This window comes from Xenorhabdus sp. KJ12.1 (genome assembly GCF_963876495.1).
In the GTDB taxonomy this organism is placed as follows: domain Bacteria; phylum Pseudomonadota; class Gammaproteobacteria; order Enterobacterales; family Enterobacteriaceae; genus Xenorhabdus; species Xenorhabdus stockiae.
Genome location: NZ_CAWNQH010000138.1, coordinates 30,396 through 52,123, shown reverse-complemented (window position 1 = coordinate 52,123; position 21,728 = coordinate 30,396). Strand labels below are relative to the sequence as shown.

The window sequence follows — 21,728 nt, the reverse complement described above, 5'->3', positions numbered from 1 at the left end:
AACATGTTATTATTAATTTATATATTTTTATTTATTATAAAAATAATCACTATTTAAAAATCTTTCTTGCAGAAAAAAACAAAAAATAAAATATAAATGAGAAAAAGGAGATTTAAATCAAATTAACAGGAGGGTGTTCATTTGGGGAATATAATTCAGCCAATGGATAATACCCATTGGCTGAATATTTATTACTTAAAACTTATTATCTAAAATCTGATAAATAAGATCTTAAGCAACAATTGGCGCACGCCAGTCGTCAGCACCAGAAGTACCAGCAGTAGTGTGTTCCCACTCGATTTTACGGTAAGCCAGAGAAACACGAACCAACTGAGTGAATTCAGCTTTTGCTGGATCCTGGCAGTGTGGCATTTTGCAGTCGATGTCAACGATAGTTGCGTCTACCAGTTTAGTAGAGAAGAAGTGCTCTTGTTTGCCTTCGATAGAAGTACGGTACCACTTCAGTTCTACTGTAGGTAACATTTCACCGGAAGCCAGTGCGTTGTACATCAGTGGAACGGCTTTGTTCAGTGCAACAGTGAAGCGGAATGGCTTATGTGCACGTTGACCAGAAGGCTGGCCTGACTGTGGATCAGTCGGAACAGTAACGATGTGGTCAAATTCCTGAACCAGCATTTCGTCTTCATGGCCCTGAACAAAGATATTACCTACTGACTCAGCGGTAAATGCGCCAGCAGTAATGTGACCCTGAGTTTTTCCGTTGATGGAAATATAACATGGAGTTGGCATATGAATATCCTATAAAAATTTACCAATATAAGTGTAAGTGCTCATTCCTTGCGTGATTATTCCATTCACTAAATGATGCCCACTAAATGAAATAAAATTAGCGATGCCGAACACTCGGAGCGAATAATAAGGCCGAATTTCTCTGATGCAAAGTTATTTATAAATTGCAAGGCGAGCTTAAATTCAATGACAAATAAAAATTTTATAATCATTGCCGTTATGAGATTTATGGCTGATTTTTTATAAACGGTAAGCTTATATTCCTGTGCGAAATTTAATCTCCAAGTTTTTGATTTTTATAATATATTGATAAGTAATGATTTTTTATTTTTAAATTATTTATTTTTCATGATCATTAATAAAGTGTGACGGGTGTCAAAAAAATGAATTAAGAAAGGGTTTTTGTGGGGGATAATTAATCGGAATGAAATAAAAAATGAACTTTATGATAATCTCAGGTCACTAATTTGGCGATTATATTTTATTCATAACATACGAAAAATATTCCTTTTTATACAATTGATAGGTAATCGGTCTATATACACCTATAAAGAGTAAAACCAAACTTTTATCTATTTAGTAAGAGAAAAATAATTATAAATTTTCAAGAAATACAATAAAAGTATTAAAAGCCAGAATAGAGGGTGTTATCAATTAGTGTTTTGGCTTTACATCAAAAAAATAAAGTGTCAAACTCGCTATTGACGATTTTTTATATCGATGTTATTTCCACGACTGGTTAGAGTCTTTCTTATATTTATCTATATGGTGATATATAAAAGTCTACTTATGTCTGCAAATACAGTTGTTTTCCTATACCTATTTTTTTAGGAAGCTCTGCTGTATTTGTTATATGGATAACATTGTAATTATTATCTTACCAATAATGGGTTGTTAGACAGTTCATGGTTGTATTAGCCAAAGGGTTGAAATATGAGTAAAAATAGTCCTGGTAGCGTAGCTCCTAAAGAAAGAATTAATATTAAATATGTTCCAAATACCGGTGATCAGACCGCAGAAGTTGAATTACCACTGAATCTTCTGGTTGTAGGTGACCTGAAAGGCAAAACAGAAGATACGCCAATTGAAGAAAGACCAACAGTTTCTGTTAATAAAAATAACTTCAATGCCGTAATGAATGAGGCGAATATCAACCTGACTTTTAACGTCCCTAATCGCCTCGATGAAAATAGTGAAGAAGATTTACCAGTTAATCTGGAAATAAAATCCCTAAGTGATTTCTCACCGGATAATATCGCCAAGAAAGTACCAGAGCTGAATAAACTTCTGGAACTACGTGAAGCATTAGTTGCATTAAAAGGCCCTCTGGGAAATATCCCCGCATTTCGCGCTCGCCTGCAGTCACTGCTGGATGATGAATCCGTTCGTGAACAACTCCTGAAAGAACTTGAAATCATCAATAAAAAATAACTCGTTAAAGGAATTCTAAATGGCTCAGCACGAAGAAAACAGCACAGCACTTGCTTCTGGCGCAACCACTTCTCTGCTTGATGAAATTATGTCTCAAGCGAGAATGACTCCTGAAAATGACGGCTACTACATTGCAAAACAGGGTGTTGCCGCTTTTATCGGCAGCATTCTGGATACAGGTTCTAACGAAGAACCTATCAATAAGCTCCTCGTTGATAAAATGATTGTCGAGCTTGATAAAAAGCTGAGTGAGCAGATGGATGAAATCATGCACGCTAAGCAATTTCAGGAGCTGGAATCTTCCTGGCGCTCACTGAAAATGCTGGTTGATCGCACTGATTTCCGTGAAAACATCAAAATCAACATCATCCATGCGACTAAAGACGAATTGCTGGAAGACTTCGAGTTCTCTCCAGAAATTATTCAGTCCGGTTTCTATAAGCATGTTTACTCTACAGGTTACGGCCAGTTCGGTGGTGAGCCTGTTGCTGCTGTCATCGGTAACTACGCTTTCAACAACACTACGCCTGATATCAAACTGATGCAGTATGTCAGCTCAGTGGGAGCAATGGCTCACTCTCCATTCCTCTCCTCTGTTTCACCTGAATTCTTCGGTGTGAACCAGTTTACTGATCTGCCAGCTATCAAAGATCTGAAATCTGTCTTCGAAGGCCCTTCACACACCAAATGGCGTGCCCTGCGTGAATCTGAAGATTCCCGTTATCTGGGTCTGACTGCACCTCGTTTCCTGCTGCGTCTGCCATATTCCTCCGTTGAAAACCCAATCAAAAACTTCAACTATCAGGAAAATGTCAGCCGTGACCACGAGCACTATCTGTGGGGTAACACCGCTTATCTGCTGGCAAGCTGCCTGACAGACAGCTTCGCTAAATACCGCTGGTGTCCGAATATCATCGGTCCACAAAGTGGTGGTGCGGTGAATGATCTGCCGGTTCATCTGTATGAAGCGATGGGTCAGGTACAGGCGAAGATCCCAACAGAAGTTCTGATCACTGACCGCCGTGAATTTGAACTGGCAGAAGAAGGCTTTATCACCCTGACCATGCGTAAGGGCAGCGATAACGCAGCATTCTTCTCTGCAAACTCAGTGCAGAAACCAAAAGTGTTCCCGAACACCCGTGAAGGCAACATTGCGGAAACTAACTACAAGCTGGGTACTCAGCTGCCATACATGTTCATCATCAACCGTCTGGCTCACTACATCAAAGTGTTGCAGCGCGAGCAGATCGGCTCTTGGAAAGAGCGTCAGGATCTGGAGCGTGAACTGAACATGTGGCTGAAACAGTACATTGCTGATCAGGAAAACCCACCAACTGACGTTCGTAGCCGTCGCCCACTGCGTGCTGCTGAAATCAAGGTTCTGGACGTTGAAGGCGATCCAGGCTGGTATCAGGTTGCGATGCAGGTTCGCCCACACTTCAAATACATGGGTGCGAGTTTCGAACTGTCGCTGGTCGGACGTTTGGATAAGGAATAATCATGGCTGCGCTGTACAGTTGGAACAGAGGCAGCTCTGCCAGTCTGTTCGAGCGCATTCAAGGGAAGAGCTCCGGCTCTTCCCGTCAGTCAAGGATGCGTGCTCTGCTTGATTCTATAAAGAAACATTTGAATGAAGTGCTTAATTCGCGCCCTGGTGCCTGCCAGAGTGCCATTGAACTGGGTGTCATTGACCTTAATGACGCAACCGCAACCTCAGTGGATTTCAAGCAAAGTATCGAATGGGCGATAGAAGAGTGCATCAGAAATTATGAGCCCAGAATATCAGCGGTGTCAGTCAGCGCCATCAATGATGAGTCAGATCCGTTGTTATTGAGCTTTCATATCAGTGCGGAAGTTTCCCTGGATGATATCAACGATGTTGTGGAATTCAGCATCCAGTTGGACAACAACCGGCGCTATTGCCTGGAGCGAACTCAATAAATGTCATTTGAAAAATATTTCAGAGATGAGCTGAACTATTTGCGACAACTGGGGAAAGAAGCCGCAGTTGAGCGTCCTCATCTTGCCGCTTTTCTGTCTGAACAAGGCTCAGATCCTGACGTTGAGCGTTTGCTTGAAGGTTTTGCATTCCTGACAGGCAATCTGCGGGCAAAAATTGATGATCAGTTCCCTGAACTGACTCATGGCCTGCTTAATATGCTTTGGCCCAATTATCTGCGTCCGACTCCCAGCATGACCATCATCGAATATACCCCTGATGAGAGTGTGGTGACAAAAGCGACACAGGTTAAACGTGGCACACAGATTATGAGTAATGCGCTGGCAGCTCATGATGATATTTACTCGAATGAAAAGCAGTCGAATGGCAAAAGGGATGATCACAGCCGCTGTACCTTCACCTTATGCCGTGATGTCTGGCTTTTCCCACTTTCTATTCAGGATATTTCCGTAAATAACAGTAATGAGCAGGGGATCATTGGCCTGAACTTTGCCTCAAAAACGGAACTGAATCTCCATGAACTGGAACTGGATAAATTACGGTTTTACCTCAGTGGTGATGACTATACCACTTCGCAACTCTATTTCTGGCTCTGTTACTACTTCAGAAAAGCGGAACTGGTGATCGGTGATAAGGTGATCCCTTTGCCGGATTTTGACTTTGTACCGGTTGGGTTTGAGCGGGAAGATGCACTGTTGCCTTATCCCAAAAATGCCTACATGGGTTATCGCATTTTGCAGGAATATTTCTGTTTTGCGGAAAGCTTCCTGTTTTTTGACGTGAAAGGTTTGCCGGAACTGCCTGAAGATCTCAAGACCAAAGATTTCAAACTGAATTTACATTTTTCTCAGGCACTGCCACCTGAAGCTAAGATCCGCCATGACACTTTCCGTCTGCACTGTACACCGGCGATTAACCTGTTCCCGATGGACAGCGAAGCGATTGAACTCAATGGTAGCCAGACAGAATACCCGCTGAAGGCCAGTTATAGCTTCCCGGATAACTACGATATTTTCTCTATCGACGGCGTAGAAAGCTGGCTGACGGGAGAGAATGGTGAGCGCAGCCGGGCACGTGTCGGTGAGCGGGTTTATACCCCGTTCGAAAGTTTCAATCACCAGATTGATAACGAAGATGAACGCTCAATGCGTTACTACCGTCTGCGGGTGAAAGAGTCATCTTTCCGCAGAGGGCTGGAACATTTCATCTCATTTGTCCGTGGCGATGAATCTGATCTGCTGCGGCTCAGACTGAAAGAGAATGTTTCCGTCAGCCTGACGTGTACCAACCGTGAACTGCCGCTGGAACTCCGTGTCGGCGACATTAATTACCCGTCTATCGGCAGCCCGTCATTTGCGACATTCCGCAATATCACACGCCCGTCCGTGCCGCTTTACCCGTTGTTGGACGGCGGACTGCACTGGTCGCTGTTGTCGAACATGTCGCTGAACTACATGTCACTGCTGGATAGAGATGCACTGAAACAGGTGCTGCGTACTTACGATTTCCCGAGTATTCACAACCGACAGTCTAAACGATCATCACAGAAACGGCTTGATGCTATTGAAAAAATCGAGACAGAGCCGACGGATCGTCTGTTCCGGGGCCAGCCGGTACGTGGTTTGCGCTCTACTTTGTATATCCGGCAGCAGGCATTCAGCTCAGAAGGTGAGCTTTATTTGTTCAGTACGATTTTGTCACGGTTTTTCTCACTGTATGCCAGCGTCAACGCTTTTCATATGTTGAAGGTAATCAATCTAGATAATCAGGAATGTTATGAATGGCCGGTACAGATAGGTCAACACTCGTTGATGTAATCACAGCGCAGAGTCCTGCCAACGCGCTGGAATTGGACATCTCACGCTACAACTTTTACCAGTTGGTTGAGCTGCTCAATCAGCTGGCGGTAGCGTGGGAAAAAACCGGAGAGACGGATCGGCCTGAACGTGAGTCTGTCCGCTTCAAATCCAGCGCCAGTCTGGCATTTCCTACCCGTGATGTGGTTTCACTGACGCAGTCCAAACAGGGGTATTTTGAGCTGGAAGTCTCTTTTATGGGGCTACATGGCAGCCAGTCCCCGATGCCGGGTTATTACCTGGATTCACTGGCATGGGAAGACGCACAGGGTGAAAACCGGCTGACGGATTTTCTCAACCTGTTTAACCATCGCTTAATCACTCTTCTGCACCAGATTTGGCGGAAGTACCGCTATTACATCTGCTTTAAGAAAGGCGGGGAAGACGGTTTTTCCCAGCGCATGTTCTCGCTGGTGGGGTTAGGCAGTGACGTTAACCGTCGGATGCTGAATATCAATCACAGCAAAATGCTGGCCTATGCCGGGTTACTGGCAAGTCCCGGCCGTTCACCGGAAGTGATATGCAGTCTGGTTTCCCACTGTTTTGACTTACAGGATGTCACTCTGCACGGCTGGCAGTTCAGAAAAGTCACGATCCCGGTTGATCAACAAAATCGTCTGGGTGGCACCAATAAAGGGCAAACGATTGGTGATACCGAGCTGTCAGTATTAGGACAAAACTTCACCATCGGTTCATGGATCGGGGACTACAGCGGGAAGTTCCTGCTCAGTATCAACAATCTGCCCCGTGATCGGTTCCTGTCATTCCTGCCGGACGGAAAAAACTACCTCCCATTAGTGATGTTTATTTCCTTCGTCATGCGTAGTCAGTTTGCGTGGGAGCTGCGTCTTGGGCTGGCGGAAAATCAGGTTGGCGGCATGATTCTGGGTGCAAAACAGCATAACCATCTGGGATGGACCAGTTTTCTCGGTGAGCCGGAAAAGAAACCCTCTGTCACAATTTCAGTTATGGAATAACGACTATGGAAAAACATCAACCAACCCTTTCATTGCGGGTTATCAACAGTGAGCAACTGGAGAGTGGCCGAGCCGCCAGCTGCCAGTTTTCGCCACAGGGCGGTACGGTCGGCAGTAGTGAAAGTCACCTGTGGTCTGTTCAGGACAGTCAGGGCAATATCCACCCGTCACAATTCTCTATTCAGTGGCGTGATGGTGCATTCTGCCTGCAAGTGCTGTCTGATGCTGTGCAGATCAATAATGCCACATTAACACCACAGTCCAGCCTGATCCGTTTACAGCAGGGAGATCAGATTAAAGTCGGCAAGTTGTCGATCAAGATCCACATCAGCTTCTCTGAGTCAGATCGGGTCGATCCTTCAACAGTATCACCTGAATCACTGGTTTCCAGTTACAGCAATCCACTGGATGCCATGATGGAAGGTGTTTCACTGCAAAAGTCTGCATTTGCCAAAGATGACAGCGTTGCTCCGACGGTGATGCACCGTTTCAGCGATGACCCTCTCAGAGTACTGGACAGTGAAAGTCTGACCACATTGAAACAGCAGGTTGACGCTGATGATACCGAGCAGCTTCTGCCCCCGGATCATTATCAATCCCCTCCATTTGCTAACCCTATTTCTGATAACCGAGGCAGTGTTATGGATCAGGAGTTCCTTGATTTACCGGATATCGTTTCCGAGCAGCACTATGAAGATATGGATGTTGACCATGTCGCAATTACGCCTTTGATGCGCGGGCTGGATACGCAGTTGCCTCTGCATGACACGCAGCAGGCCAACGATTTCTTGCAGGAAATGGGTAAAACCATGAAAGCGGCAATCGAAGGGTTACTGGCTCTCCAGCGTGAACAGCACGGGCTGCGTGATAAGCAACTTCGTCCGATCGAAGACAACCCACTGCGCCTGAATATGGATTACGACACCACGATGCAGGTGATGTTCTCCGAGCAGAAAAGCCCGGTTCACCTGTCAGCTCCCGCTGCTGTTGCAGAAAGCCTGCATAACCTGCAACTGCATTATCAGGCCAACCGGGAAGCTATTTCTGCGGCGCTGGATACCATGCTGGAAGCCTTTTCTCCTGAGCAGTTGCTCCGCCGGTTTTCACACTATCGCCGCAGCAGCGACGTCAGGAACAAAGATGCTTCATGGGCGTGGGAAATGTATACCAACTACTACCGTGAATTAGCTTCCAGCCGCCAGCAGGGGTTTGAAAAGCTCTTCCGTGAGGTGTACGAGCAGGCTTATGACCGCGCATTGCGTCAGGGCTTAGAGGACGCCAGTGATGAAACGTTCCGGTAGTCAGCGCATATGGTCGGTAGGGATTTTATTACTGTCAGCGATGTTACTGAACGGCTGTAGCAGTGCATGGAACGCAACCAAAAAAGTCGGTCAGGTCATCTGGGACCCTTCCACGCCGGTAGGAAGGCCGAGTGATCAGGCTTCTGTTGCCAATATCACGTTACTGGCTGAACCCAACATTAACCCCAATGAAAGTGGTGAACCGGCACCGGTTGAGATGAATCTGGTTTATCTCAGTGAGGATTCACGTTTTCTGGCTGCCGATTATGACCAGCTTGAAAGTGACAAACTCGAAAAGGCGTTGGGGAAAAACTACATCGATCATCAGGATTACACCCTGCTGCCGGGGCAATACAAGCCGCTGGAAGTGATCACATTGGAAAAGAAAAACCGTTATATCGGTGTCATCGTCCACTATGCAGATGTCAATCAGTCTGAATGGAAAAAGATCATCCGGGTAAAAGACATGGGACGCCATTACAACATCTTGGTGCATGTCAGAAATAACGACGTCGAACTTAGAAAAGAGGAGGAGGAGTAATCATGCCAGGAAAGAATCGGGTGATTTGGCACGAAGGATTATTCATCAAGCCACAGCATTTCCAACAACAACAAAAACATAATGATTATCTGGCCCACAGCCTCGTCTCAGTACTGACAGCATACGGTCATGGTTTCAGCTCCATGAGCATCAATGATGATTTGCTCAAGCTGGGGCGCATCGGTATTACCGAAGCCAGCGGTATTATGCCGGACGGCACCATATTCGCCGCACCCAGTCAGGATCTGCTGCCAAAGCCGCTGGATATCGAAAACATCAATGACCTGAAAAGTAAAGATATCTATCTGGCATTACCCATGTCGAGCGACACCATTCGTGAAGTGGCTGATCGGGATGCTGAAATCCAGAGCGCAGTGCGTTATCGCGAACTGCCGAGTGATATCCGTGACTTGCATACCAAAGGCGGTGATTCTTCCATCCTGAACCTTGCTCAGCTGACACCAGTATTGATGCAGGGTTCTGAGGATATGAGTGCTTACACGGCGATCCCGCTGTGCCGCATTAAAGAAAAGCAGAAAGATGGCACTATCGTGCTGGATAACGAGTTTATCCCGACCTGTCTGTCCATTTTCGTTGCTGACAAACTCAAACGCTTCATGGTGGAAATCGATGGTTTGCTGACAGAGCGTTCAAGAACGCTAGCGAAGCGTATCGGTTCGCCGGGCCAGCAGGGGATTGCAGATGTGGCTGAGTTTATGATGCTCCAACTGTTGAACCGCGTTCAGCCGCTGTACAACCATTATGCTAAGCAGAGCGTTCTGCATCCGCTGCATTTGTACACCCAGTTGATCCAGACCTGCGGCGAGCTGAGAACCTTTACCGATGCGAGCCGTCTGCCGGGCAATATTCTGGCCTATGACCACAATAACCTGACCGATACCTTTCAGGATGCCATGCACGCCATCCGTGATGCACTGAACGTTGTTCTGACACCGCGGGCAACATCGATTGCCCTGAAACAGAACGAAGGCGGAATTCGCGTTGCCACGCTGCACGATAACGACCTGCTGCGCAAAGCTGAATTTGTTCTGGCTATCAGCGCCAGCACTCCGCAGGAACAGCTGCGTCGTCAGTTCGTCCAGCAGACCAAAGTCACCTCAATGGAACGCATCCGCGATCTGGTCAGCGTCCAGTTGCCGGGTGTACCACTGATTGCGCTGTCTGCCGCTCCTCGTCAGTTGCCATATCACTCTGGGTATACCTATTTCCGTCTGGATCAGAAGAGCCCGGCATGGAAAGAGATCCAACAGGGTAATTCCATTGCATTCCACGTCTCAGGGGATTTCCCTGACCTAGATATGCAGCTCTGGGCTATCAGGGGCGGTAAGGACTAGTTATGAGGATTAGGCATGAGTGATATCAATGTTGACAGTCCGTCACTGGAAAAATTTGAAAAACAGGCTGAAACACTGAAAACGTTTCAGCGCCAGTACCAGCTCCCGTTGCGTGGTGAAAGCCTCAATCCGATGATCGATGCAGCCACCCCTTTACTGGGGATGGTCCTGCGTTTGCAGGACATGAGTGATCAAGCGCTGCCAGATAAACTTTACCAACAGGTTGTTACTGACATTCGTGCTATTGAGCAGCTTCTGCAAACCAAGGACTATGAACCCGGTGCGATTGTTTCATTCCGTTACGTACTGTGCACCTTCATTGATGAAACCGCATTGGGGCATGGCTGGAACAGTCAGAATGGCTGGTTGAAGCAATCACTGTTGGTGCACTTCCACAATGAAACGTGGGGGGGAGAAAAAGTCTTTGTATTGCTTGAACGCCTGATGGGAGAGGCTCAGCGCTACCAGCATCTGCTGGAGTTTATTTACCTCTGCCTCTGTCTTGGCTATCGCGGGCGTTACAAAGTCAGCACCCAGAAAAGTGATGATTTTGATCGCCTGTTCCGCCGCTTGCAGCAACAGCTTCACTCATTGCGTGGAGATGCTCCGCCGACCACGTTGTATGTCAACGTCAACGAGCGCGATGCACGTTATCGCCTGATCCGGCGTTGGAAGATCAAACATCTGTTTGCGATAGGCATAGGTCTGCTGATTGCTATTTATAGTTTTTATGCCATACGCCTCGGTGATCAGACCCAGTACATATTAGAGCAGCTAAATAAATTATTAAGATAGGAAGTCGCCATGATTCAGATTGATCTGCCCACTCTTGTAAACCGTTTAAACCCGATGACCCGCCATGCACTGGAAGCGGCGGCGGCATCCTGCGTCAGTCAGCAACAGCCAGAGATTACTGTGGCTCAACTGCTGCTTCAGATGATCGAAACACCACTCAGTGATGTGCGTCTGATCCTGAACAAAGCAGAGATCGATAAAGATCTGCTGAAAGAACAACTCGATCAGGTGATGACTCATCATCAGTCGATTGTACAGACTTACCCTAACTTCTCCCCGATGCTGGTGGAATGGTTGCAGGATAGCTGGCTGCTGGCTTCCACTGAAATGCAGCATACCGAACTGCGCAGTGGTGTACTGCTGATCGCATTACTGTTCAGCCCGCTGCGTTATCTGGCTCCACAGTCTGCGCGCCTGCTGGCGGGTATTAACCGTGAGCTGCTGCGTCAGAATTTCGCTGAATGGACAAACGGCTCTGCCGAACAGCCTTTCAGTGCTGGTGACAAAGAAGGGCAGGGCGTTCATCCGGCAAACAGCGACAGCCTTCTGGCCCGTTTTACCCAGAATATGACGGAGCAGGCGCGTCAGGGAAAACTTGATCCGGTATTGTGCCGTGATAATGAAATTGACCTGATGATCGATATTCTCTGCCGTCGCCGTAAAAACAACCCGATTGTGGTGGGTGAGGCAGGTGTCGGTAAAAGTGCTTTGATTGAAGGTCTGGCACTGCGCATCATCAACGATCGCGTCCCGGAAAAACTGCGTAACAGTGAATTAATGACACTGGATCTGGGGGCATTGCAGGCAGGTGCAGCAGTTAAAGGTGAGTTTGAAAAACGCTTCAAAGGCATTATGGCTGAAGTTATTCAATCACCAAAACCTATCATCCTGTTTATCGATGAAGCTCATACGCTGATTGGTGCAGGTAATCAGGCTGGTGGACTGGATATTTCCAACCTGCTGAAACCTGCACTGGCTCGTGGCGAACTGAAAACCATCGCTGCGACCACATGGAGCGAGTACAAAAAATACTTCGAAAAAGATGCGGCACTGTCCCGTCGTTTCCAGTTGGTCAAAGTTTCTGAACCGAGCGCAGAAGAAGCGACTGTCATCATGCGTGGCCTGCGAGCCATTTACGAGCAGGCACACGGTGTCCTGATTGATGATGAAGCACTGAAAGCCTCGGCGGTACTGAGTGACCGTTATCTCTCCGGCCGCCAGCTACCGGATAAAGCCATTGACGTACTGGATACCGCCTGTGCCCGCGTAGCCATTAACCTGACATCGCCACCGCGCCAGATCTCCTCACTGACAACCGAACTGCACCAGATGCAGATGGAAATCGATGTGCTGGAAAGAGAGCAGCGGATGGGGCTGAACGAGCATTCAGAACGACTGGAAGAACTGCAAAACCAGCAGCAGGAAACTCAGGAACAGCTGACCGCTCTGGAAAGCGACTGGCAACAGCAGCAGGAACTGGTGAAACAGGTCATTGAACTGCGCAGCCAGCTTCTGTCTGATGATAAAGAAGCCAGCCAAGATGCCGATAGAGAAAAACAGGCTGCGGATGAAGTTTCTGACAACTCAGAAGAACATGATGCGACTGAGCAAGAAGAAGTACAGGAAGAAACGGTCACTGAACCGGCTGATGTGAAGTCTCTGATCGAAAAACTGGCTGAACTCAATGAACAGTTGGCAGAACTTCAGAAAAAACAAACGCTGGTTTCCCCACATGTCGACAAAACTCAGATTGCCGGTGTTATCGCTGAATGGACGGGTGTTCCGCTGAACCGCCTGTCACAGAGCGAACTGTCAATCGTGACTGAGTTGCCTGTTCATCTGGGGCAGAACATCAAAGGTCAGGATGTTGCCATTCAGTGCCTGCATAAACATCTGTTGACTGCCCGCGCTGATTTACGCCGTCCGGGACGTCCTCTGGGCGCTTTCCTGTTGGTAGGGCCAAGTGGTGTCGGTAAAACCGAAACGGTACTGCAAATTTCCGAACTGATGTTTGGTGGCCGTCAGTACCTCACCACCATCAATATGTCGGAGTTTCAGGAGAAACACACCGTTTCACGCCTGATCGGTTCTCCTCCGGGTTATGTGGGTTATGGCGAAGGCGGTGTACTGACCGAAGCGATTCGTCAGAAACCTTACTCCGTCGTTCTACTGGATGAAGTAGAAAAAGCGCATCCGGACGTATTGAACCTGTTCTATCAGGCCTTTGATAAAGGTGAACTGGCAGACGGTGAAGGGCGCATCATCGACTGTAAAAACGTCGTGTTCTTCCTGACCTCTAATCTGGGTTACCAGACCATTGTGGATTATGCCGAGCAGCCTGAGCAGATCAACGATCAGCTTTACCCAGAACTGGCCGCCTTCTTCAAACCGGCATTGCTGGCACGTATGGAAGTGATCCCGTATCTGCCACTGGGTCATGAAACTCTGAAAACCATCATTCAGGGCAAACTGGCCCGACTGGATAAACTGCTGACTCAACGCTTCAACGCTGAAGTCACCATCAGCGATGACGTGTCAGAAGAGATCCTGCTGCGCGCTACCCGCGCTGAAAACGGTGCCCGTATGCTGGAGTCGATTATTGATGGCGCGCTGTTACCGCCGGTTTCATTACTGCTGTTGCAGAAAATGGCCGCAGGCACCGCGATCAGTGCCATTCGTTTAACCGTAGCAGAGCATGAGTTTCAGGCAGAGGTTGAGGAGGCAGAATAATGAAACAGCGGCTGAAAAGCGCGTTAGCGTTATTGGAAGATGACACTATTGAACAACTGGTTGACCACTTTTTGCTGGTGAGCCAAAACCCGCGTTTTGATGCCCTGTTGGTTTTCCTGCTCAACATCCATGAAAACAGGCTGGAATGCTGTAATTTGCCAGAACCTGATGAAATCAGCTCACGCCGATTGTATGTGGATATTGATGACGTCAATAACCCGTTGATACAGGTAATGCGCAAGGGAACTCCCACAGTGTGGGATTCCCTGAATCACGGTGCGCGCATTGACGATCCTCACTTCCGTACATTCATTGCCGAACTACCGCATAACTGCGGGCTGTATGGCATCCCACTGTTTGACTGCAACGGGCAGGCCTGCGGTGTCGTGGCTATTTTTGCCGAAAATGTCAGTCATTTTACTAACAATGAAAACATGTTCGGCATTTATTGCCACGTGATGCAGCACCGACTTAAAAAGTTGCAGGAACTCGAACAACTGCGTGGGCAGTTACGTCAAATCCGTCAGGTATTTCAGGTTCAGCGTCAAAAAGAAAAACAACTGGATGAACTGCTTGCTTCCCTGAGTGAATCCAAAAACGCAGGAGCAGGCAGTATCTCCGTGGATTACAGTCACATCGATAATCTGCCAAAGGCCATAGAAGAATTTGAAAGTGCCGTGTTAGTTCAACGTCAGCGCCAGTTTGGCAACGATACCAGACTGATCGCGCAAAGTCTGGGAATCGCCCAGCGGACGTTGGTTTACAAACTGGCTAAATACGGGTGTAGATTATGAATATTTCTTTAATTATCAGTTCATTACTGGTGTCATTGGCAGGCAGTCCCACACTTGCGGAGATAGCAGAAGCACAGAAAACCGCAGCGTCCAAACCACAGGAAGTGGTTTTACAACAGGAAAAACAATTGGATGAGCTGCAAAAATGTCGCTTTGAGCGCTCCCCTCTTATCCGACTGGCATGTTATGACCGAGAATTCGATAACCTTAAAATCGGTACTGTGCCAGTTACGCTGGAAAATATGGGGCCTATGTGGCGGCAGGCGATGGAGCAGGAGATGCAGCGAACTGACCATTCGACTGGCTTCATTGTCTCGCGGGGAGAAAACGGCACAACCCGGATCATTCTGACAACCCCTGCTGTTGGGGTTCCCCCTCCGCGCCCTGTTCTGATGCTCAGTTGTATTGACCGCATCACCCGTTTGCAGGTTGCTTTACCTAAGCCTGCGGAATCCGGTGCGGTGACGGTCACGACGAACAAAACCCTGTTCAAAACCGAATGGTTCCTGCGGGAGAGTGGTTACTTATGGGAATCCAGCCGTGGTCTGCCGGGGATTGATGAAATCAAACGCTTAATGGGCAGCGAACATATGACCATCACCCCAGAACAAGGCAGTCAGATCACTTTTAACATTTCTCAGTTGGAGCAGGCCGCGAAACCATTGCGCGAAGCCTGTCGTTGGTAATCGACATGGACATCAGAACACAATTTGACTGGTTCGGCTCTCTGTTGGCCCCGCTGTCCGACGAACAGACAGGCAAAGCACTGGGAGACAATGATCCCTCATGGGAATTTATCGATGGCGAAATGATTAAATTCGGCTCGCTGTCACACGGTTCGCTGGATGTTGAAGAGATCCAGCGGCAGGCACTGCAACTTTTCAGCGAAACCAGTAAGGATTTCCGGCTGATGGTGCATTTGTTGCGTACCCTGCAACATGCCGGTCAGCCGGCTGAGCTGCTTTTAGCGATGGAGTTGCTGACGGAGTACGTAAAAAACTACTGGGAAAAAGCATGGCCGAATAAACCGGTGTTGAAACGTCGTCTCGCGCAGCAGGTGCTCAAACGCTTTGATTCTGCCCAAAACAGCTTTACCGAGAAATCCAGTAAAGGTCAGCGGGATGATGCACAGGGAGTACTGGCTCATCTTGCACAGTGCTGGCATAGCAGTGAACCGGAACTCGCAAAAGAAATCGACCAACTGCGCACCCGCTATAACCGTCAGCCAGAAGCCGGAGCAGTTCCTTCACAGCCTGTCGCAGCGGCAACGTCTCAGACTCCGGCTGAACCACAATCTTCTCAGGGAACTACGCAGGAAAATACGGCTGCGCCGATGCCGGAAGTAGACGTTAACAGTTCCAGCGACAAGGCGTGGAAACAGACTCTGATGACGGTTTCTGATCTGCTTTGTGAACGCTACCCGGAATCACCGGTCGGTTATTGTCTGCGCCGCCATGCCGTCTGGCACACCATCACCACAGCGCCGATGGCGGGGGCAATGGGCAAGACTCCGCTGGCACCCGCCTCAGCGGATCGCACGGCCGATTATCTGGCGAGGTTGCCGACAGCAGATAACAAACTGCTGGCGCAAATCGAACAGAGTCTGGCACTTGCACCTTATTGGCTGGATGGTCATGCCATTGCTGCTCAGGCGGCAGCCCAACTGGGCTACAAGAATGTTGCCCAGTCCATTCGCCACGAACTGAATGCATTTCTGGAACGGCTGCCCGTATTAAAAACCTTAAGTTTTTCTGACATGAGTCCGTTTATTTCTCCAGAGACTCTGGACTGGCTGGCACCTGAACCCTCTTCATCAACGGGAGGCGCTTCTGTTTCTGCTGATCAGGAAGCCATCTGGCAATGTTTCCAGCAACAAGGGCTGGAAGCCGCCCTGAAAATGCTGGAAGAGCACCAGCAGCAGCTCACGGAGCCTCGTGATCAATTCTATGGTCAGTTGCTCAATGCTCAACTGCTTGAAGAAGCGGGCATGACAGCACTGGCACAACAGCATTACCGGAACTTGTTACACACGGGACAACACATGTTACTGACCCAATGGGAACCCAGCCTGCTGACGCAGTTAGCTGAAAGAATAGGCGTTGAAAAAACAGGCGCTGAAAAAATCCCTTCGCTTGATAAGGATACTGCTTCAAACAGGAGCGTTAACCTATGAAATGGCCCTCTTTGTCATCAATCGCTCAATTGAAATCGGTGCTGCCGGCGGTGGGGAAATTTAAATCCATGCCGCGTTTTAAGGCAGCGATAGCGCTTATTCTGGCGCTTATCCCCTGCGTGCTGCTCATCGCAGTCTGGTGGTGGGGGCCTGATCTGAAAATCCGTGAGGATTATCCGCTGGAAAGCCTTGCCGCCCGCTGGTTGGCGACAGCCCTCATCATTATGGGAGTGCTGGGCTGGATCGGTGTGAAAGCGTGGCGTCGTCTGCGCCAGCTTGAAAAACTGAACCTTGATGTTGAATTGAAAGTGGTTGATCCGGTCCGCATGGATATTGAATATCAGGATCGTTACCTTGACCACTGGAAATCTCAGTTACAGCGTCATCTGGATTCTTACAACTATCTATACGAACGCCCGTGGTACATGGTGATCGGTAGCCAGATGAGCGGTAAAACCTCGCTGATCAAAGAAGGTTATAAGCTGTCTGAAATTGCTGCGCCGGAATATTTGCGTCAGGATGGGGATATCTCCCTGTTATTGCGTTGCTGGCTGGGAGAAAAAGCCGTCATCATCGACCCGAAAGGCCGCCTGATTGACCAGCCTGTTCCGCTGAACAGTGACAAACCGCAAATTAACAGTCGTCTGTGGGAAGCCCTGCTGAACTGGCTGTCAGAAAACCGCCAGCGCCAGCCGCTTAACGGGATCATTCTGACCGTGGATACCCTGCGTCTGATGACGGATAATCGCGAACAGCGTGAGCGTTACGTGCGGGAAATTCACCATCGTTTGCAGGAAATTCGCCTGACTTTCCACAGCCAGTTGCCTATCTATCTGGTGATGACCAAGATTGACCTGTTGCACGGTTTTGAAGCGATGTATCAGTCACTGGATCGCAAACTGCGTGACCAAATTCTGGGTGTCACTTTCAGCCTCAACAATCGCGACGAAAAAGCGTGGCGCAGTGAGCTGGAACAGTTCTGGCAGCAGTGGATGAACAACCTGAATGGCGCCATGCCGGATATGATGCTGAACGGCGTTGACGCTAATCAGCGTAGCGCCCTGTTCAGTTTCACCCGCCAGATTCAGGGGCTGTACAGCTATATCGTACAGATGCTGGAAGACATTCTGTACAACGATGAAAACCACCGTCCAATGCTGCGCGGTGTGTACCTGACCTCCGCCCATCAGGTCGGGCAGATGGATGACATGTTCACGCAGTCGGCCTCGGCGCAGTATCACCTCGGTTCTCAGGCATTTCCGACATGGCCTGCGGGAGACACTCTGCCTTTCTTTACCCAGACCCTGTTCGAAGACGTGTTACTGGCGGAGCCGAATCTGGCCGCTGAAAACCGAATCTGGCTGAGTCGCAACCGTCGCCAGTTATACACCTTCTCCACCGTGAGTGCGCTGGTCGTACTGGCAATGTGGGGTGGTTGGCATTACTTCTATCAGAAAAACTACCGTGCCGGAGAAGAAGTACTGGCAGAGGCGAAAAAATTCCTCTCCGTACCGGCTCCGACAGGGGATGACAATTACGGTAGCCTCCAGTTGCCACTGTTGAACCCGATCCGTGACGCAACACTGGCTTACGGTAATTACCATGAGAAAAAATCGTTCCTGACAGATATGGGGTTATATCAGGGCGGTCTGGTAGGGAAAAAAGTGGAAAACACTTACCTGAATCTGCTGGAGCAAAAATTCCTGCCGTCCCTGATGCACGTACTGTTGGATGACCTGAATAAGGCACCTGCCGGTAGTGAGGAAAAACTCGAAATCCTGCGTGTGATGCGCATGATGGAAGATAAAAGCAAACGTAATGCAGGGCTGGTCGCACAGTATATGCGTGAGCGCTGGAGTAAAGCCTTCTACGGTCAGCGTGATGTGCAGGATGCGCTGTTGAGCCACCTGAATTACGCACTGGATCGTACCGACTGGAAAGAGAAACGTGATGCCGGTGATCAGGAAGCGATTGATAGTTTTGCACCGTTTGCGAAACCTATCCGGGAAGCACAGCTGGAGCTGAGCAAGCTCTCCGTCAAACAGCGTGTTTACCAAAACCTGCGTATCAAGGCTCAGGATACTCTGCCAGCACCTATCAACCTGCGTGACCAGATTGGCCCGAGTTTTGACAGTGTATTTGTCGCCAGTAACGAAAAACGGTTGGTGGTGCCTCAGTTCCTGACCCGTCAGGGTCTGACGGACTACTTTATTCAGCAGAGCGGCGAGTTGGTCGAGCTGACCGGAATGGATAGCTGGGTACTGAACTTAGCGAAGAATAAAGGTCTGTACAAAGAATCTGAATCAGCACCACGTAAAGACAATTACAGTGAACCGGATCGGGAGCGTATCGAGCGCGAAATCACTGAGCTGTATCTGGCGGATTACACCGCAACATGGCGTGCCGCGATGAATAACCTCGAAATCCGTGACTTTGAGGATTTACCACAGGCTATCAATGCCATTGAACAGGTAATTAGTGGTGAACAGCCGATCAAACGCGCGTTACAAATCCTGAGTGATAACACCAACCCTCCGATGCTCGATAGCTCATTGAGTAATACGGAAAGAAAGGCGTTGTTAGATAAGCAGGATTACACACTCCTGACTGACATCAGCCGTGGTTTTGCGCAGGAAACCGGCGTATTGATCGAACATGGTGATAAAGGCAGCACGCTGCAAAGTGTCTACCAGAAACTGATGGCATTGCATCGTTATCTGCTGTCTATCCAAAACTCACCAACACCGGGTAAATCAGCACTTCAGGCTGTGCAGATGCGTCTGGATAAGAACAACAGCGATGCGATCTTTGAAGTCCAGCAGATGGCGAAAAACCTGCCTGAACCCCTGAATCGCTGGGTCGGAGAACTGGCGAATCAGGCGTGGCGCGTTGTCATGATGGAAGCTGTCCGTTCTCTGGAAGTGGAATGGCAGGATACGGTTGTTAAACAGTACAACACCTATCTGGCAGGCCGTTATCCGTTCAATCCTAATGCTAAAGAAGAAGTCCCGCTAAGCGAGTTTGAGCGCTTCTTCCGCCCGGACGGCACGCTTGATGCCTTCTACAAACAGAGCCTGAAACCATTTGTGGAACACAAACTGACGATGGGTACTGACGGTCGTACGCTTATCCGTCCGGATGTGCTGAAACAGCTGGAAAATGCTAACCGTATCCGCGCCACTTTCTTCTCACCACAAAACGGGCTGGGCACACAGTTTGCCATTGAGCCAGTCAGCCTGACCGGTAACAAACGCCGCGCCTTGCTGAACCTTGATGGACAGCTGGTGGATTACACCCACGGCCGCAGCAATGTTGCACGTCTGATATGGCCGAACTCTATGCGTGCAGGCACAGAAAGCAAGCTGACCCTGATGCCGGACAGAAGTAATCAGGCTCCGCGCTCTATCAGCTATATGGGGCCGTGGGCGCAATTGCGGCTGATTAACAGCGGCAAGCTGACCAACATCCAATCCGGTTCTTTTGATGTGCGTTTCAGCGTGGATGGTGGCGAGATGACCTATCGCATTTACGTGGACGAATCAGACAACCCATTTGCCGGTGGGCTGTTCAGTCATTTCAAACTACCGGACACCCTCTATTGAGGCGAAGGTGTGGGTGAGTTTTGAAAGTAAAACCTTCCCCTGCCTTCGGCAGGGGTTTTTTTAAGGAGAAAAAACAGATATGAGCGGACACCCTGAAAACCTCATTATCCGGGCGGGAGGCAGCCCGCTGAACCTGCCAGAATTCGCTGTTATCCGTGACGAAATCAACAAAACCAGCCATCCATCACAACCTGAAGTCAACTGGATGCTGGTGGAATCCCTGTCACTGACTCTGTTCAAAACCAACGGGGTCGATTTACAGACAGCGATTTATTACACCTTAGCCCGAATGCACTTGAACGGTCTGGCTGGGTTTACTGAAGGCTGTGAACTGTTGGCAGGAGTTATCGTCAGTGAATGGGATGCCTTGTGGCCGTCACAACCACAGGTACGTACTGATTTGCTGGAATGGTTTCACACCCGGACGGGGAGTATCCTGCGCCAGCTGGATTTTGCCGCCAGCGATCTACGGATGATTTATCGCGCTGAGCGGGCACTCCAGCTCATCATTGATCAGCTACAACAATCTGATTTGAAACGTTTGCCGAGAGTGGAGAACCTGCTGTGGTTCTTCCAGAATGCAGCGAAAAAACTGGAAAAACCGCGTCAGGCTGCGAAACCAGCACAACAGCCGGTGAAAATGCCGCCGCTGGTTTACCTGTCTAAATCTGAATCTGAGCCGGAAACGCCACCACCTTCCCCGCCACCACAGCCACAACCTGAAATTGCACCGGAAGAAAGCCAGCAACGGGTCAGGGTACAGTTTCCAGAACAGCCACAACGTGGGCTGACCGCATGGCAGGGCTTTGGGATTGGGGCATTTCTGGGGGTGTTGGTGCTGGTAGGGAGCTGGCTGTTACTTTATAAGCCACTGCAACAGCAACTGAACGCCATAACAGAACAGCCTACGGGTTCACGGCTGGCATGGTTGTATCAGCCGACACTGGCAAACTACGCATCCCAGCTTGAGCGCTTGGCAGAAACATCTCCACTGGCAACATGGGATGCTGCACGAACACTGACCGCAACAGCAGAAAAACAGTGGCCACAATTAGCGGAACAAGTTAACGCTACCCGTAACTGGCAACAGCAGATGACCATCCGCATCGATAGCGTACCGTTAAAAGGCAGTTGGTACAGCACCCGCGATCAACTCCAGCAACTGGCAGACAAAATTCTGTTGCAGGAACGCACACGTGGCAGCTTCACCCTTTCTTACCTAAAAACCGCCATTTATGACATTCAGCGCAACCACGGCAGCGAAATTCCGCTGGAAGAGTTGCTGCGCCAACTGAATGTTCATGCGGAAAAAGGTGAAGCGGTTTCTCCTGTACTGATGAAAGAAATTGATGACCGTTTTAACGCGCTGCTCGGCCGTTATGACCGCCTGCGTCATGTAACTGAACAGCGTGACCGTGCCACCAAACATACAAACATGTAAGTGGCGAACAATCAGGGAGACA

The 21,728-nt window shown here is 48.9% G+C and carries 16 protein-coding genes; 15 read left to right on the top strand and 1 reads right to left on the bottom strand.

Annotated features, from left to right (window positions below; translation table 11 throughout):
- Window positions 1–231: 231 nt before the first annotated feature.
- Window positions 232–750, bottom strand: a complete 519-nt coding sequence (locus AACS92_RS21140; protein WP_086954674.1) for an Hcp family type VI secretion system effector — start codon at window positions 748–750, stop codon at window positions 232–234.
- Between the two features lie 933 nt (window positions 751–1,683).
- Between AACS92_RS21140 and tssB the strand changes: the two genes are divergently transcribed.
- The 15 genes from tssB to AACS92_RS21065 all read left to right on the top strand — a co-directional run bounded on the left by tssB (window position 1,684) and on the right by AACS92_RS21065 (window position 21,706).
- Window positions 1,684–2,181 carry a type VI secretion system contractile sheath small subunit gene (tssB, locus tag AACS92_RS21135; protein ID WP_099109472.1) on the top strand — a complete coding sequence of 166 codons (498 nt, stop codon included), beginning with the start codon at window positions 1,684–1,686 and terminating at the stop codon, window positions 2,179–2,181.
- 19 nt (window positions 2,182–2,200) lie between these two features.
- Window positions 2,201–3,679, top strand: coding sequence for a type VI secretion system contractile sheath large subunit (gene tssC / locus AACS92_RS21130; protein ID WP_099109471.1), 1,479 nt, complete (start codon window positions 2,201–2,203; stop codon window positions 3,677–3,679).
- Between the two features lie 2 nt (window positions 3,680–3,681).
- Window positions 3,682–4,122 carry a type VI secretion system baseplate subunit TssE gene (tssE, locus tag AACS92_RS21125; protein ID WP_099109470.1) on the top strand — a complete coding sequence of 147 codons (441 nt, stop codon included), beginning with the start codon at window positions 3,682–3,684 and terminating at the stop codon, window positions 4,120–4,122.
- Window positions 4,123–5,958 (top strand): type VI secretion system baseplate subunit TssF, encoded by a 1,836-nt coding sequence (tssF, locus tag AACS92_RS21120; protein WP_099109469.1) that lies wholly within the window; start codon window positions 4,123–4,125, stop codon window positions 5,956–5,958.
- Window positions 5,922–6,974 (top strand): type VI secretion system baseplate subunit TssG, encoded by a 1,053-nt coding sequence (gene tssG, locus AACS92_RS21115; RefSeq protein ID WP_099109468.1) that lies wholly within the window; start codon window positions 5,922–5,924, stop codon window positions 6,972–6,974. Before tssF ends, tssG begins: the two co-directional genes overlap by 37 nt.
- 5 nt (window positions 6,975–6,979) lie before the next feature.
- Entirely contained in the window at window positions 6,980–8,275 is a 1,296-nt protein-coding gene (gene tagH, locus AACS92_RS21110) for a type VI secretion system-associated FHA domain protein TagH (protein WP_099109467.1), read from the top strand.
- Window positions 8,259–8,816 carry a type VI secretion system lipoprotein TssJ gene (gene tssJ / locus AACS92_RS21105; RefSeq protein WP_099109466.1) on the top strand — a complete coding sequence of 186 codons (558 nt, stop codon included), beginning with the start codon at window positions 8,259–8,261 and terminating at the stop codon, window positions 8,814–8,816. The genes tagH and tssJ overlap by 17 nt, the downstream gene beginning before the upstream one ends.
- Before the next feature lie 2 nt (window positions 8,817–8,818).
- Window positions 8,819–10,171: a type VI secretion system baseplate subunit TssK gene (gene tssK / locus AACS92_RS21100; RefSeq protein WP_099109465.1), complete on the top strand. Its 1,353-nt coding sequence runs from the start codon at window positions 8,819–8,821 to the stop codon at window positions 10,169–10,171.
- Between the two features lie 15 nt (window positions 10,172–10,186).
- A complete protein-coding gene (gene icmH, locus AACS92_RS21095; RefSeq protein ID WP_099109464.1) occupies window positions 10,187–10,966 on the top strand; it encodes a type IVB secretion system protein IcmH/DotU in 780 nt (259 codons plus the stop codon).
- Window positions 10,967–10,975: 9 nt separating this feature from the next.
- Window positions 10,976–13,696 (top strand): type VI secretion system ATPase TssH, encoded by a 2,721-nt coding sequence (tssH, locus tag AACS92_RS21090; protein ID WP_099109463.1) that lies wholly within the window; start codon window positions 10,976–10,978, stop codon window positions 13,694–13,696.
- Window positions 13,696–14,490, top strand: a complete 795-nt coding sequence (locus AACS92_RS21085; protein WP_099109462.1) for a Fis family transcriptional regulator — start codon at window positions 13,696–13,698, stop codon at window positions 14,488–14,490. Before tssH ends, AACS92_RS21085 begins: the two co-directional genes overlap by 1 nt.
- Window positions 14,487–15,176, top strand: a complete 690-nt coding sequence (gene vasI / locus AACS92_RS21080; protein ID WP_099109461.1) for a type VI secretion system-associated protein VasI — start codon at window positions 14,487–14,489, stop codon at window positions 15,174–15,176. The genes AACS92_RS21085 and vasI overlap by 4 nt, the downstream gene beginning before the upstream one ends.
- Before the next feature lie 5 nt (window positions 15,177–15,181).
- Window positions 15,182–16,663, top strand: a complete 1,482-nt coding sequence (gene tssA / locus AACS92_RS21075) for a type VI secretion system protein TssA (protein WP_099109460.1) — start codon at window positions 15,182–15,184, stop codon at window positions 16,661–16,663.
- 68 nt (window positions 16,664–16,731) lie between these two features.
- Window positions 16,732–20,265 carry a type VI secretion system membrane subunit TssM gene (tssM, locus tag AACS92_RS21070; RefSeq protein WP_193756905.1) on the top strand — a complete coding sequence of 1,178 codons (3,534 nt, stop codon included), beginning with the start codon at window positions 16,732–16,734 and terminating at the stop codon, window positions 20,263–20,265.
- 79 nt (window positions 20,266–20,344) lie between these two features.
- Window positions 20,345–21,706 (top strand): VasL domain-containing protein, encoded by a 1,362-nt coding sequence (locus AACS92_RS21065; protein WP_099109458.1) that lies wholly within the window; start codon window positions 20,345–20,347, stop codon window positions 21,704–21,706.
- Window positions 21,707–21,728 lie beyond the last annotated feature (22 nt).